The organism is uncultured Parolsenella sp. (genome assembly GCF_958346945.1).
Lineage (GTDB): Bacteria > Actinomycetota > Coriobacteriia > Coriobacteriales > Atopobiaceae > Parolsenella.
Genome location: NZ_CATVTL010000006.1, coordinates 61,737 through 76,836 on the forward strand (window position 1 = coordinate 61,737; position 15,100 = coordinate 76,836).

10 protein-coding genes are annotated in these 15,100 nt (G+C 68.3%); 7 read left to right on the forward strand and 3 right to left on the reverse strand.

What is annotated here, in order from left to right; translation table 11 throughout:
* Positions 1-64: 64 nt before the first annotated feature.
* Together Q3866_RS05180 and Q3866_RS05185 are read right to left on the reverse strand one after the other, a co-directional pair.
* Complete coding sequence (locus Q3866_RS05180; protein ID WP_301830145.1) at positions 65-3,592, reverse strand: FtsX-like permease family protein; 3,528 nt, start codon at positions 3,590-3,592, stop codon at positions 65-67.
* 88 nt (positions 3,593-3,680) lie between these two features.
* Positions 3,681-4,382, reverse strand: a complete 702-nt coding sequence (locus Q3866_RS05185; RefSeq protein ID WP_293825051.1) for an ABC transporter ATP-binding protein — start codon at positions 4,380-4,382, stop codon at positions 3,681-3,683.
* A 215-nt stretch (positions 4,383-4,597) separates the two neighbouring features.
* Between Q3866_RS05185 and Q3866_RS05190 the strand changes: the two genes are divergently transcribed.
* Together Q3866_RS05190 and Q3866_RS05195 are read left to right on the forward strand one after the other, a co-directional pair.
* Entirely contained in the window at positions 4,598-8,137 is a 3,540-nt protein-coding gene (locus Q3866_RS05190; RefSeq protein ID WP_301830146.1) for an ATP-binding cassette domain-containing protein, read from the forward strand.
* Complete coding sequence (locus Q3866_RS05195) at positions 8,138-8,590, forward strand: nitrous oxide-stimulated promoter family protein (protein WP_301830149.1); 453 nt, start codon at positions 8,138-8,140, stop codon at positions 8,588-8,590.
* Between the two features lie 89 nt (positions 8,591-8,679).
* On the opposite strand, the gene gpmA is transcribed toward Q3866_RS05195, so the two are convergent.
* Positions 8,680-9,441, reverse strand: coding sequence for a 2,3-diphosphoglycerate-dependent phosphoglycerate mutase (gene gpmA, locus Q3866_RS05200; protein ID WP_293673933.1), 762 nt, complete (start codon positions 9,439-9,441; stop codon positions 8,680-8,682).
* Between the two features lie 156 nt (positions 9,442-9,597).
* On the opposite strand from gpmA, the gene Q3866_RS05205 reads away from it, so the two are divergent.
* The 5 genes from Q3866_RS05205 to Q3866_RS05225 all read left to right on the forward strand — a co-directional run bounded on the left by Q3866_RS05205 (position 9,598) and on the right by Q3866_RS05225 (position 14,965).
* A complete protein-coding gene (locus tag Q3866_RS05205) occupies positions 9,598-9,819 on the forward strand; it encodes a FeoB-associated Cys-rich membrane protein (protein ID WP_293673932.1) in 222 nt (73 codons plus the stop codon).
* A 521-nt stretch (positions 9,820-10,340) separates the two neighbouring features.
* A complete protein-coding gene (locus Q3866_RS05210) occupies positions 10,341-11,687 on the forward strand; it encodes a glutamine synthetase family protein (RefSeq protein WP_301830152.1) in 1,347 nt (448 codons plus the stop codon).
* A 231-nt stretch (positions 11,688-11,918) separates the two neighbouring features.
* On the forward strand, positions 11,919-12,755 hold the full coding sequence (locus tag Q3866_RS05215) for a transporter substrate-binding domain-containing protein (protein WP_301830154.1): 837 nt from the start codon (positions 11,919-11,921) through the stop codon (positions 12,753-12,755).
* 77 nt (positions 12,756-12,832) lie between these two features.
* Entirely contained in the window at positions 12,833-14,155 is a 1,323-nt protein-coding gene (locus tag Q3866_RS05220) for an amino acid ABC transporter permease (protein ID WP_301830156.1), read from the forward strand.
* Positions 14,156-14,170: 15 nt separating this feature from the next.
* The gene (locus tag Q3866_RS05225) at positions 14,171-14,965 is read left to right on the forward strand and encodes an amino acid ABC transporter ATP-binding protein (protein WP_301830157.1); all 795 of its coding nucleotides are present in this window, start codon (positions 14,171-14,173) and stop codon (positions 14,963-14,965) included.
* The last annotated feature ends 135 nt before the right edge of the window (positions 14,966-15,100 follow it).

Below are 15,100 nucleotides of genomic sequence, written 5' to 3' on the forward strand. Positions count from 1 at the left end.
GCTTGGGGACCCGCGGGGCGCGCCCGCGGGCGGGGATGGCCGGCGCGTACTGCGGCTCCTCGCCCTACTCGGCAGACTTGAGGGCGCCCACCATGTCGACGCGGTCGATGGAGCGGCTCGTGACGAGCGACGTCGCCAGCGCAAAGAGCATCGACAGGCCGCACGACCACACGTAGCTCAAGGGGTGGATTTCCACGGCAAAGTACATCGAGGGCATGTTGAGCACGTAGGTGAGCGAGTGACCCAGCACGCAACCCAGCGGAATGCCCACGATGGTGCCGATGAGTGCCAGGATAAGCAGCTCCTTGTTGATATAGACGCGCACCTCGCGCTTGCGGAAGCCCAGTACCTTGATCGTGGCCAGCTCGCGCTCGCGCTCCGAGATGTTGGTGGTGGCGAGCGTGAACAGCACCACGAACGACAGGCCCGCGGCCAGCGCCGTGACGAGCGCCACCACGTAGTTGATGAGCATGAAGTTGCTCTCGAAGTCGCGGATGCCGGCGGCCACGCTCGTGACCGAGAGGAACGTCGCGTCGCCTCCGAGCTCGTCTGCGAAGGCGATCTTCTCGTCGTCCGTGCCGTTGAGCTTGGCGAGCAGGGCGTTGGGCTCGAGCGCTTGGCCAAAGAGGCGCTCGTAGCTGTCCTGGGTGAGGTAGACGGCGTTGCCGAGGTAGTTCATCACGATGCCGCTCACCTTGACGTCTGCCTGGTTGAGCGACGTGTCCTGCAGGCGCACGCTGTCGCCCTCGCCAAAGCCCAGCACCACGGCCGCGTTCTTGGTGAGCAGGGCCCCGCCGTCTGCGGTGGCGCCGGCAAGGTCGAGGTGCCGGCCGTCCTGCGTGCACAGGTCGATGTAGCCGTCGAGCGCAAAGTCGTTGGGCACCACGACGAGCTGCATGGTCTGCTTGGCGCCGTTGTGCTCGACCGTGACGTTCTCATAGCGCACGGCCACGTAGGAGTCCACGCGGCTGCTATCGGTGAGCCTCTGGGCGGCCACCTCGAGGTCTGCGGGCTGCGTGGCGGCGAGCAGGTCGTAGGAGTAGATGCCCGCGCGGCCTGCTCCGCCGTACTGGTTGGGCGAGAGGGCCTGCACGGTGTCGTTGATGCCAAAGCCCATGATCATGAGGGCGCAGCAGCCGGCCACGCCAAACACCGTCATGGCCAGGCGGCTCTTGTAGCGGAAGAGGTTGCGGGCCGTGACCTTGTTGAGGAAGGAGAGGCGGCGCCACACGGGGCCGAGGTGCTCGAGCAGGATGCGCTTGCCGGCGCGCGGGGCTTTGGGGCGCATGAGGGCCGCGGGGCACTCGGCGAGCTCGCCGCGCACGGCGACGAGCGTGGCGGCGCCGATGCCCACCACGAACAGGCCAAAGGCCAGGGCGCACAGGCCCGCGCTGAAGTGCAGGGTAAAGGCCGGCAGCGTGTACATCACGGCGAACACGGTGAAGAGGAACTTAGGCAGCGCCACAAAGCCCAGCAGCGCGCCCACGCCGCAGCCCACGAGGGTCGCGGCGATGGTGTAGCCGGCGTACTTGGCCATGATGCGGTGGCGCGGGTAGCCCAGCGCCTTGTACAGGCCAATGAGGCCGCGCTCCTCCTCGACCATGCGCGTGGCCGTGGTGATGGACATGAGGATGGCCACGGTGAGGAAGATCGCCGGGAAGACGGTGCCGATGACCTCGATGGAGCTCGCGTCGGAGTCAATCGAGGAGTAGCTCGAGATGGCCGAGCGGTCCTGGACGTACCAGGTGGCGCTGCCAACGTCGGCGAGCTTGGCGCGCGCGTCGGCGATTTTGGCGAGGGCGTCGGCCTTCTGCCGCTCGAACTCGGTGCGGGCGTCGTCGAGCTCGGCCTGGCCATCTGCCGCCTGGGCCGCGGCGTCGCTGAGCTGGGCGGCCGCCTCGTCGAGCTGCGCCAGGGCGAGGTCGCGCTGCTCGTCGAGCTGCGCCTGGGCGTCGTCGAGCTGGGCGGACATCTGGGAGAGTTGCTCGTCCACGGCGGCGTCCGCGGCTGCCTCGGCGGCCGTGATGCCCGCCTGGGCCTGCTCGATGAGGGCGGGGAGGGCCTCGACCGTGGTGCCCTGGGCGGCAAGGGCGGTCTCGATGCCCTTCATCTGCGTCTGTACGGCGGCGAGCTGGGTGTGCAGCGCGGCCGTGTCCATGCCCGCGGCCTCGGCCTGGGCGATGACGGCCTCAAGCTGCTCGGCCGCGCCCTCGAGGGCGGCGTAGCCGTCGCGGGTCTGCTCGAGCTGCGCGAGTGCGTCCTTGGCGGCCTGGTACTGCTCGTTTTGCTCGAGCGCCGCGCGGGCCTGGGCGATGGCCCCCTCGCGGGTGGCGGGGTCGCTGAGCTGGGCGCGGCCGGCGTCAATCTGCGCCTGGGCGGCGGCGAGCGCGTCTGTGGCCTCGGCCTTCTTGGCCGCGAGCTGCTCGCGGCCGCTCTCGATTTGGGCCAGCGCGTCGTCGATCGTGGCCTGGGCCTCGTCAATCTGGCTCTGGGCACGCTCGAACTCGTCGTTTGCGCTCTGCTCGGCCTCGTCGATCTGGGCGTTGCCGTCTGCGGCGATCTGCTCCTCGCGGGCCCGCTCGCGCTGCTCCTTGATGCCTTCTGCCTGGGAGAGGACGGCATCGACCTTGTCCTGGTAGGCGCCCGTGAAGCCGCTTAGCTCGGTGGCGCCCGCAACCTGCAGGTAGACCACCGAGTAGGCGCTCGTTGTGGCGTCGGCGTCGCTCACGAAGAAAGCGTAGCGCGCGCCCGTGGCGCGGAAGGATGACGAGCCGTGCTTGGCCGCGACGTTGGTGGGGTCGCCCACTTCGGCCACGATCGTGTAGGTGTGGCGGGCAAAGAGCTCCTTGGAGGTGGCGTCGCTCGCGCTGAGGTCGTCAAAGCGGCCCCGGTAGGCGTCGGTGAGCAGGGCCTGGAGGTCGTCGTCCGTGAGGTCCGCCCAGTGGGTGAGGTCCATGTCGTTGGCGATGGCCGCGCGGGCGAGGTCATCTGCGTCGATCTGGTCGAGCAGGTCGCGCTCGTCGTCGGTGAGCTCGACGTCGTCCGCGTCCTCGATGTTGTCGAGCAGGTCCTGCGCCTTGGCCTGCTGGCGCTCGAGCGTGTCGTCGACCGCCCAGGTGGAGGGGTCGCCGTCCACGCCGAAGGTGAGCGTGTCGCCGATGCGCTTGCCGGAGTCTGCAAGGTAGTCGCTCGTGACAGCCACCTCGCCGGCCGCAGCGGGCAGGCGCCCCTCGATGAGGTAGGGCTCGTTCATGCCGTCCTTGGCCGTGGCGCTCACGACGACGGACTGGCTGGCGTTGTCCACCTCGGTGTAGGCCGTCTCCTTCCAGCCACCCTGGGCGGCGCTCACCCCATCGAGGGCGCCAAGTGCGTCCACGTCGTCGTCGGTGAGGCCCAGGGTCGACTGCACGCTCACGTCGTAGAGGCGCTGGGCGTCGAAGTACTCGTCGGCCGAGAGGCGCAGGTCCTCGCAGGCGATGGTGAGGCCCACGAACATCGTGGTGCCCAGCATGCAGATGGCCGCGATTGAGACGAAGCGGCGCAGGCTGTGGCGGATGGTTCGAAGGGTGTCTTTTGCGAGGGCTGAGCGCATGGGGCGGGTCCTTCTCGTCATTGGGACAATGGGTGCCTGAGCAAGTGTCCCAGTTGGGACAATAGATGCCTGAGCAACTGTCCCGCTTCTACCACTCGATCTGGCTGATGGGCGTGGGCGCGGGGTTCACGCACATCTCGGTGACGCGACCGCTCTTGAAGCGGATGAGGCGGTCGGCCATGGGGGCGAGCGCGGCGTTGTGGGTGATGAGCACCACGGTGATGCCATCGCGGCGGCAGGTGTCCTGCAGAAGCTGCAGGATCTGCTTGCCGGTCTGGTAGTCGAGGGCGCCGGTGGGCTCGTCGCACAGCAGCAGCTTGGGGTTCTTGGCCACGGCGCGGGCGATTGAGACGCGCTGCTGCTCTCCGCCCGAGAGCTGGGCGGGGAAGTTCGCGAGGCGGCTGCCCAGGCCCACCTTCTCGAGCGTCTCGCGCGCGTCGAGCGAGTCGGGGCAGATCTGGGCCGCGAGCTCGACGTTCTCGAGCGCGGTGAGGTTGGGCACGAGGTTGTAGAACTGGAAGACGAAGCCCACGTCGGCGCGGCGATACTCCACCAGCTCGTCCTCGGTGGCGTTCGTGAGCTCGCGGCCGTCGACCGTGACCGAGCCCGAGGTGGCGGTGTCCATTCCGCCCAGGATGTTGAGTGCCGTGGTCTTGCCGGCGCCGCTTGCGCCCAGCACCACGGCGAGCTCGCCGCGCTCGACCGAGAAGCTCGCGCCGTCGAGGGCGTGGATTTCTGCGGCGCCCGAGCCGTAGGCCTTCACGACGTTGTTGAACTCGATGTAGGGCATGCGGGCTCCCGTCTGCCAGGTTGTGTGCATATGAGGTCCAGTATAGCCGTTACGCTCGCCTTTCACGTATAGTGTTTGCGCAGGTTAACTATCAGTCCGAGACGTGGCGGGGGCGTGACAGAGGGACGTGTCTATTGTCACGTTTTTTTGCGTGACAAAGGACCCGTCCCTCTGTCACGCGGCATGCTCGCCCTGCCGTTTTACCAGGAGGTTTCATGTTCGAGAAGCGCCTGTTCTCGCTCGTACCCGAGGCCATTGGCCACATCGTGGCGAGCGTGGCGTGCAAGTGGCTGGCCCTCGTGGCCAACGTCGTGGTGATGTGGGTGCTCGCGGGCCTGCTCGACGCCGCCTTCGCGGCCGGCACGGGCATGGGTGCCGCGGCCGCCGTCCAGGCGCTCTCGCAGGGCGTCACGCTGAGCGTGCTCGCGGCCGCTATCGCGGTGCGCGCCGCAGCCATCTGCCTCGCCCAGCGCTGCGGCGACCGCGCGGCCTTCGTGGCCACGCGCAAGATCCGCGGCCTCGTCTACGCCAAGCTCTGCGAGCTGGGCCCCTCCTATGCCGAGACGACCACCACTGCCGAGGCCGTGCAGACGAGCGTCGAGGGCGTCTCGCAGCTGCAGGTCTACTTTGGCGGCTACCTGCCGCAGCTCTTCTACTCGGCGCTCGCGCCCCTCACCCTGTTTGCCCTGCTCGTGTGGCAGGCGGGCCTGCCGGCGACGCTGCTGCTCATGTGCGTGCCCGTGATTCCCATCTCAATCATGATGGTCATGAAGAACGCCAAGAAGATCGGCGAAGCGTACTGGGGCAGCTACGTCGACCTGGGCGGCATGTTCCTCGAGGCGGTGCAGGGCCTCACGACCCTCAAGGTCTATCAGGCCGACGGCGCCTGGCACGGCCGCATCAACGACGAGGCCGAGCGCTTCCGCGGCGCCACGATGCGCCTGCTCGTGATGCAGCTGCGCTCGATCTGCGTCATGGACCTCGTGGTCTACATGGGTGCCGCGGCCGGCATCATCGTGGCGGTGCTGCAGCTCGCGAGCGGCGCCATCACGTTTGGCGCGGCCTTCCTCGTGGTGTTCCTCTCGCAGGAGTTCTTTTTGCCCATGCGCCGGCTGGGGTCGCTGTTCCACACGGCCATGAACGGCATGGCGGCGTCGCGCCGCATGTTCGACATCCTGGACACCCCGGCGCCCGCCCGCGGCGACGTGGGGATCACCGGCCACGGCGACGTCGAGCTTAGCGGCGTGGGCTACGCCTACGGCGACGCGCGCGTGCTCGCGGACGTTACGGCCACCGTGCGCGCCGGCTCGCTCGTGGCCGTGGTGGGCGAGAGCGGCGGCGGCAAGTCGACCCTGGCCGCGATCCTCGCCGGCCGCAAGTGCGGCTACGCGGGCAGCGTGTGCGTTGGCGGCGTTGAGCTGCGCGACGCCACGGCCGCCTCGCTCATGCGTGCCGTGACGCTCGTGCCCACGAACGGCTACCTGTTTGCGGGCACCCTGCGCGAAAACCTGCTGCTCGCGGCACCTGAGGCTGGCGACGAGGTCCTGTGGGAGGCCCTGCGCCGCGCCCGCGTCGACGGCTTCGTGCGCGCCTCGGGCGGCCTTGGCATGGCGGTGTCCGAGGGCGGCGGCAACCTCTCGGGCGGCCAGCGCCAGCGCGTCTGCATGGCGCGCGCCCTGCTCCACGACTCGCCCGTCTACGTCTTTGATGAGGCCACGAGCAACGTCGACGCCGCGAGCGAGGCGGCGCTCACCGGGGTCATCGAGGGCCTTGCGGGGCAGCACACGGTCATCGTGGTGGCGCACCGCCTCGAGACCATCCGCAACGCCAGCGACATCCTCGTGATGGCGGGCGGACGGCTGGTCGAGCAGGGTGCCCACGACGAGCTGCTCGCCCGCGGCGGCGCCTACGCGCGCATGTGGGAGAGCCAGAGCTCGCTTGCCGCCTATGCCCTCGCGGACGATGGCGGGGACGCCGACGCCGCCATGTATGCCGAGCAGGGCGAGGGTGCCGTGGCCGCCAGCGTGGCCGGCGCCGCGCCCGCCTCGGGCGATGCTGCCGAGAGGGGCGCCGGCGAGACGCCTGCGCCCAGGCGCCGCTCGGGCCTCTCGGTCATGGCGCGCATGATGGGCCTCGTGCGCCCGCTCGCCGGCTGGCTACTGCTTGCCGTGCTTCTCGGCAGCGTGGGCATGCTCGCCGCTGCCGCCGTGCCCGCGCTTGGCGCGGTGGGCCTCGTGGCGGCGCTGGAGCAGGACGCGGGCGCGCCCGGGGTGCTCGCGGGCGCCTGCATAGCCTGCGCCATCTGCGGCGTCGTGCGCGGGCCCCTTCACTATGGCGAGCAGCTCTGCAACCACTACATCGCCTTCCGCCTGCTCGCGCACATCCGCGACCTCGTGTTTGGCGCGCTGCGCCGCCTGGCGCCGGCCCGCCTCGAGGGCCGTGGCAAGGGCGAGCTCGTGAGCCTCGTGACCTCGGACATCGAGCTGCTCGAGGTCTTCTATGCCCACACCATCTCGCCCATCGCGATCTGCATCGTCTGCGTGGCCGTCGTGCTCGCACTGCTTGGCGGCGTGGCGCCCGAGCTTTCGCTCGTGGCCCTCGCGAGCTATGCGGTGCTGGGCGTGCTCGTGCCACTCGCGGCCAGCCGTGCCTGCGGCGGCGCCGGTCGCGCCAGCCGCGAGGCCGTGGGCCGCATGGGTGCCTACGTGCTCGAAGGCCTGCGCGGCGTCTCCGAGACGATCCAGTACGGTGGCTGCGCGGCGCGCCGGGCGAGCCTTGACGCCCTCACCGACGAGGTGGGCGCCATCGACGCGCGTCTCCAGCGCCGCCAGGCGGCCACCGAGGCCGTGGCAGACGCCCTGGTGCTGCTCGCGAGCCTGGCCATGCTCGGGGCGTCGCTCGCGCTCGCCGCGGCCGGGCGCATCGACCTCGCCCACGCCTTCGTGGCGACGTTCGCCTTCTTCTCCTCGTTTGGCCCCGTCATGGCCGTGAGCCGTCTGGGGGCATCGCTGCAGGCCACGCTTGCCTCGGGCGCGCGCGTGCTCGACCTGCTCGACGAGGAGCCGCAGTGCCCCGAGGTCAAGGACGGCGTGGACGTTGCCTTCGACGGTGCCGTGCTCGAGGGCGTGGGCTTTACGTATGGTGGCGCGCCGGTGCTCGCGGGTATCGACTGCGCCTTCCCCGCCGGTAGCATGACGTGCGTCTCGGGCAGGTCCGGCTCGGGCAAGTCGACCCTGCTCAAGCTGCTCATGCGCTTCTGGGATGCAACCGAGGGCGTCGTGAGCGTCTCGGGCGTCGACGTGCGGCGCGTGAACACGGCGAGCCTGCGCGCGGCCGAGGCCTACATGACGCAGGAGACGCACCTGTTCGTGGGGACGCTCGGCGACAACCTGCGCGTGGCCCGCGCCGACGCCACGACCGATGAACTCGACGCCGCGTGCGAGGCAGCCTCGCTCGCCACGCTGGTGCGCCGCCTGTCGGCCGGCTACGACACGCCGGTGGCAGAGCTTGGCGACTCGCTGTCTGGTGGCGAGCGCCAGCGCATCGGCCTTGCGCGCGTGTTCCTGAGCGACGCGGACTTCGTGCTGCTCGACGAGCCCACGAGCGCGCTCGACGCCCTCAACGAGGCGGCGGTCATGCGCTCGGTGGCTGCGCTGCGCGCCGCCGGCAAGACGGTGGTGCTCGTGAGCCACCGCGCGAGCACGTGTTCGTTTGCCGACCGCGTGGTTTCGGTCGAGGACGGGAGGCTGAGCTAGATGGCGCTTGATGGTTCAAGGACTGATGCTGGTGTTAACCCGCGCGACACGCCCGAGCTCGCTGCCAAGCGCGCCGAGGAGGTCGCTATGGTGCGCGAGATGATCGCGCTGTGGTGCCAGGGGCACCATGCGGGCGCGGCCGAGAGGGGCGAGAGGGGTGGTCCTGACGTGCGCGTGCGCCTGGGCCGGCACGAGGTGCGCCTGTGCCCCGCGTGCGCCGAGCTCGCCGCCTACGCCACAGCCCGGGTGGGGCGCTGTCCGCATATGGGCACCAAGACGTTCTGCTCGGCCTGTCCCACGCACTGCTATCGCCCCGAGATGCGCGAGCGCATCCGCGAGGTCATGCGCTGGTCGGGGCCGCGCATGCTGCGCTACCGCCCCGTGCCCGCGCTGCGCCACGCGTGGGTGAGCATGCAGGGCGTCATTGCCGCCAAGCGTGGCCGCCGCGGCTGACCCCGTGCGTGCCGGGCCGGGGACAGAGGGGCGTGCCTATTGTCCCCCCTGAACGGGGACAAAGGACCCGTCCCTCTGTCCCCGCGGGGTTAGTGGGAGGCCTTGCCCTGGTTGGCGACCGCGTCGATCTTGGCGGCAATCGCGTCGGCGTCTCCCAGGTAGCGCTTGTCCACCACGTGGAAGCTGCGGTCGAGCGTGTAGACGAGCGGCACGCCCGTGGGGATGTTCACCTTGAGGATCTGCTCGGGCGTGAGGCCCTCGAGCTTCATCACGAGCGAGCGCAGCGAGTTGCCGTGCGCCACGACGAGTACGCGCCTGCCCGCGAGCATCTGCGGGCGAATCTCGTCCTCGAAGTAGGGCCAGGCTCGCGCGATGCAGTCCTTGAGGCACTCGGTGAGCGGCAGCTGGTCGGGCGCAACGTCGCGATACATCTGCTGGGCGTGCGGGTCGCGCTCGTCGCCGGGTGCAAGGGCGGGCGGCTGGACATCAAACGAGCGGCGCCAGATGAGGACCTGCTCGTCTCCGTGCTCGGCCGCGGCGTCGGCCTTGTTGAGACCCTGGAGCGCCCCGTAGTGGCGCTCGTTGAGCTTCCAACTCTTGGTGACGGGCAGCCACTCGCGGTCGAGCTCGCCCAGCACGATGTCCAGGGTGTGGATGGCGCGCTTGAGTCGCGAGGTGTAGCAGACGTCGAAGTCGAAGCCGGCCTCGCGCAGGGCGCGTCCGCCCGCGGCCGCCTCGGCACGGCCGGTGTCGGTGAGGTCGACGTCGGTCCAACCGGTGAAGAGGTTGAGCCTGTTCCACTCGGACTCTCCGTGGCGGATGAGGACGAGCTGCATCGTGTCGTTGTCCATGGTGCCTCCTTGGCGTTGGGGGAGATGTGCTCCCTATCTGTTTGCGCCCTAGTCTAGCTAGAAGTTAACCATGGTCAACTTAAAAGTTTGCTACGATTTACTTATCGAAACGAACGCGGCCGCATCTGGCCGCATCACATAGGAAAGAAGCAGGTCATGAGTGCTGCTGACATCATCGTCGTTGCCGTTGTCGCCATTGTGTTCGCGCTGTGTGTGCGTTCCATCGTGAAGTCGCAGAAGTCGGGGGAGTGCGCCGACTGCGCGTCGGGCGGCTCCTGCAGCGCCCACAAGGGCGGCGGCCACTGCAAGGAGAGCGCCAAGCTCATGGCCAACGCCGCTGCCGCCGTCTCGCGCTACGAGGCCAACCAGGGCAAGTAGGCGGCCCCACCCATCTGAGCCTTATCGTGTCGCCGGTCCTTCTCGGCCACGCCCTCATCGGGCCAGTGGTCCTTCTCGGCCGCGTCAACCAAACTTCACCTCCTCAAAATCCTAGGAAAACGCCCTTATGGCTATCCGTTAATTAGTGATAACGGCATTTTCCTAGGAATTTGTGGTTTAGATGATGGTTCATCGCGCGTGAGAGGGGTGGTCCTGCGGCACGTCGCCGCGCCCGCCGCCGAGAAGCCTGCCGCCACCCTCGTGAACGCCGCTGCTGAGAAGTACGCCCTGCGTCCCGTTCCCGCGTCCGTCCCGCGCCCGCCGCGCCCGCGCAAGCGCCACCGCCCCTCGTGCCCGCCGACGCCGAGAAGCACGCCGCTGCCCCGCGCTCGTCACACGCCGCCCACCCGGGGGAAACAGCCCCGTAACACGCATGTGAGACAGTGGCTTCGATACATTGGATAAACGCTGCGTCGCGCCCGCATCGGGGCTGCGCCGCGCCCCTGATACGAGGTGTCTCGATGACAAACGAGCAGAACATCGACTTCGTCCTTCGCTCCGTCGAGGAGCGCGACATCCGCTTCGTGCGCCTGTGGTTCACAGACGTGCTGGGCAATCTCAAGTCGTTCGCCATCTCGCCGGAGGACCTCGAGGAGGCCTTCGAGGAGGGCATCGGCTTCGACGGTTCGGCCGTCGACGGCTTCGCCGCCCTCGAGGAGTCAGACATGCTGGCCTTCCCCGACGCGAGCACCTTCCAGGTGCTGCCCTGGCGCCCCACCGAGAGCGGCGTGGCCCGCATCTTCTGCAACATCCGCACGCCGCAGGGCGAGCCGTTCGCCGGCGACCCGCGCGCCTGCCTCTACCGCGCCTTCCGCGCCGCCGACAAGGCCGGCTACGTCCTCAACGTGAGCCCCGAGCTCGAGTTCTTCTACTTCAAGGAGGACACCACGGTCTCGGCCGGCTCGGCCGTGCCGGTGCCGCTCGACAACGCCGGCTACTTTGACCTCACCCCCGAGGACTCGGCCCGCGACCTGCGCCGCGACCTCACGCTCGCCCTCGAGCAGATGTCGATTCCGGTGGAGTACTCCTACCACGCCGCCGCGCCCTCGCAAAACGGCGTGTCGCTGCGCTACTCCGAGGCCGTGACCTGCGCCGACAACATCATGACGGCCCGCTTGGTCATCAAGCAGACGGCCCGCTCGCACAACATGTTCGCCTCGTTCATGCCTAAGCCGCTCTCCGGCGTGGCGGGCTCAGCCATGTTCCTGTCGCAGTCGCTGTTCGACCACGACGGCAACAACCTGTTCTGGGCCGAGGGCAAGGGCTCGGTGCACCACCTCTCCAAGGTGGCCCAGAGCTACATCGCGGGCCTGCTCAAGTACGCCCCCGAGTTTGCCCTCGTGACCAACCCCACGGTCAACTCCTACAAGCGCCTCGTGCCCAACGGCGAGGTTCCCTGCTACGCCACCTGGGGCTCCAAGAACCGCTCGGCCTTCGTGCGCGTGCCCACCTACAAGCCAGGCAAGCAGCTGAGCCGCCGCATCGAGCTGCGCGGCCCCGACCCCACCTGCAACCCCTACCTCACCATGGCCGTGGCGCTCGCCGCGGGCATGAGGGGCATCGAGGAGGGCCTCGAGATCCCGGCCGAGTCGAGCGCCACGTTCGACGAGCTCGCCACCTCGGGCGCCACGCGCCTGCCGCGCGACCTGGGCGAGGCCGTCGAGGCCTTCGAGGGCAGCGAACTCATGCGCGAGACGCTGGGCGACCACATCTTCGAGTACCTGCTGCGCGAGAAGCGCGACGAGTGGGCCGAGTACTCCCAGACCGTGACCGACTGGGAGTTGCGCCACTACTACGGCGGCTTCTAGGACATCGACGCCATGGGGCGCGCCTTATTGCATGAAGGCGCGCCTCTTTTTTAGCCAATTTCGAGAATATGCAAAATAACCGAATGTTTTACCGTTCAGATGCAAAAATCTGAGTACAATAGGCAACGTAATTACAAGAAGCGCATAAAACCGCTTCCTTATTGGCAGAATCGCATGCGGGCGAGTGACCCGCGAAGGCTGCGCCACCGGCGCACGGGAAGGGGACACACCATGAAGAACATGAGCAGGCGCGAGTTCATCGGCTCCGCGAGCGCCCTGGCCGCCATCGCGGCCCTGGCCGGCTGCGGCTCGACCGGCGGCAACACCGCCGCCACCACCGAGGCCGCCAGCACCGCCGCCGCTGCCGACGCCGCCTCCCTCGTCACCGAGGGCAAGCTTACCGTGGGCACCTCGCCCGACTTCCCGCCGTTCGAGAACCTCGAGAACGACGAGTACGTGGGCCTCGACATGGACCTCGCCAAGGCCCTGGCCGACAAGCTCGGCCTTGAGCTCGAGATCAAGAGCCTCAACTTCGACGCCATCGTGCCCGCCGTGGCCGCCGGCGGCCAGGTCGACCTGGGCCTCTCCGGCATCACCATCGAGCCCGAACGCGAGGAGCAGGTCAACTTCTCTGACCCGTACTACATCGATGACCTGGGCGTTGTTGCCATGAAGGACAACGCCGACGTCACCGCCGACACCTACACCGACGCCCTCAACCAGGCCGGCGTGGTCATCGCCGTGCAGTCTGGCACCACGGGCGAGTCCTACGCCCAGGAGAACTTCCCCAACGCCACCACCCAGCCCTTCACCAACGCCACCGACTGCTTCGCCCAGATGCAGGCCGGCAACGCCACCGCCGTCGTCACCAACAAGGCCGTCGCCGCCAAGATGGTCGCCGACGCCTACACCAACGCCCAGGTCATCAAGGAGATCGCCACGGGCGAGGAGTACGGCATCGCCATCAACAAGGACAACGCCGACCTGCTCGCCAAGGTCAACGATGCCCTCCAGGCCCTCACCGACGACGGCACCATGGACTCCATCGTCAACAAGTACTTTGGCTAGTAGAATTCCCTAGGGAATATGGTTGTGCCCCTCTCCCGCAATCGGGGGAGGGGCGTTTGCCGTAAAGGACGGATTTCATGCTCGACAACACCAAGAAGGCCCGCCCGCACCTGCGTGCGCTCGCCGTCGCACTCGCCACGCTCGCGTGCGCGCTCACGCTTGCCTCGCCCACGGTGGCCCAGGCCCTCGAGACCCAGAAGTGCTCGGCCAAGCCCAACGGCAGCGGCTCGAGCGAGGTGCTCGGCGGCTCCGAGACGCGCATCACCTGGGAGGGCCAGGCCGACGCCTCCGAGCAGGTCAAGAGTGTCACGCTGACCCTGCCCGAGGGTACCTCGTACTCCATTGATGACGCGCGCCTCACGCTGCTCTCCGGCGACGACCTCATGACGCGCGACCGTCCCAAGACCGAGGTGAGCTCCGACGGCCAGTCCGTGACCTTCGCGCTCGACGAGGACGCCCCGGCTGGCGCCTACGTGCGCCTCGAGCTCTACAAGGTGGTGTTTCCCACCTCGGGCGGCGACGAGCAGATGAGCGCCTCCTACACCCTGGCCGACGGCTCGAGCCACGACCTCTCCGACGTGCCCGCCATCTCGGTGACGAGCGTGAGCCCGTGGGACTCGGCCGCCAACTGGCTCAAGGAGCAGGACTGGGTGCGGAAGTGGAACGAGAACACGTTCCTGCGCCTCTTCCTCAACCCACCCATTCTGGTGTCGAGCATCCCGTCGGTCTTCCAGGGCTTCCTCATGGCCCTGGCCATCGTGCTCGTGGCCTTCCCACTGGCCATCCCGTTTGGCTTCGTGCTCGCCCTCATGCGCATCTCCAAGCTGCGCGTGCTGCGCGGCATTGCGGGCTTCTACGTCAACATCGTGCGAGGCACGCCCGCTTTCCTGCAGATTTACATCGCCTTCTTTGGCCTGCCGCTCGCGGGTCTTCAGATCCCCAGCTACCCGCTGGGCGTCATCGTGCTGGCGATGAACTCGGCCGCCTACCTGTGCGAGATATTCCGCGCGGGCATCCAGTCGATCCCCAAGGGCCAGTCCGAGGCCGCCCGCTCGCTGGGCATGACGAGCTTCCAGACGATGGTCTACGTCATCATCCCGCAGACGTTCCGCAACGTCCTGCCGACGATGACCAGCGAGTTCATCCTGCTGTACAAGGACACGTCGCTGCTGGCGGCCGTGGGCGTCATGGAGGTCGTCATGTACTCCAAGACCATCGTGGCCTCCACCGGCTCGATCACGCCCTACATCGTCGCCGCCCTGTTCTACCTGGTGGTCACGATCCCGCTGGCCCGCCTCGTGGGCAAGCTCGAGGCCCGCATGCTGGGCACCGACGCGGGCAAGCGCCGCAAGAAGACCCTCAAGGAAGCCGGCGTCATCGACGGCGACCACATCGCCTAAGGGAGGCAACGTAGCATGGCAGAGAACAAGAGCGTGGCCGAGACGGGCGCGGCGCCCACGGGCAACAGCGACGAGGTCGTCGTCTCTATCCGCGACCTGCACAAGACCTACGACGGCGAGACCGTCATCCTCAAGGGCATTGACCTCGACGTCCACCGTGGCGAGGTCGTCGTGGTGCTGGGCCCCTCGGGGTCGGGCAAGTCCACGGTGCTCCGCTGCGTCAACCTGCTCGAGACGCCCACGAGTGGCCAGATCGTCTTCGAGGGTACCGACATCACCCAGAAGGGCGTCGACATCAACGCCGTGCGCCGCCAGCTGGGCATGGTGTTCCAGCAGTTCAACCTCTTCCCGCACCTGTCGGTGAAGAAGAACGTGATGCTCGCGCAGGAGAAGGTGCTCAAGCGCAGCCCCGAGGAGGCCGAGCGCGTGGCCGTCGAGGAGCTCACCAAGGTGGGCCTGGCCGAGCGCATCGACTACATGCCCTCGCAGCTCTCGGGCGGCCAGCAGCAGCGCGTCGCCATCGCCCGCGCCCTGGCGATGAACCCGCACGTGATGCTGTTCGACGAGGCAACGAGCGCCCTTGACCCCGAGCTCGTGCGCGACGTCTTGGGCGTCATGCGCGACCTGGCCCGCGAGGGCATGACGATGATCGTCGTGACCCACGAGATGGGCTTTGCCCGCGACGTGGCCGACCGCGTGGTCTTCATGGACGGCGGCGTCATCGTCGAGCAGGGCACGCCCGAGGAGGTCTTCGACCACCCCAAGAGCGAGCGCACGCAGGCGTTCCTCGGCAACATCAAGGACGTGTAGGAACGAGGCGGAGGGGACTGTCCCTCCGCCTCGTTTTCCATCGCGAGGGCGACAAAGGGGTCAGAGCCCTTTGCCACCCTTTCTGAAAAGAGGGGCCGGCGCATTGCCCCTCTCGGCCGCACGCTTCTCGAAATA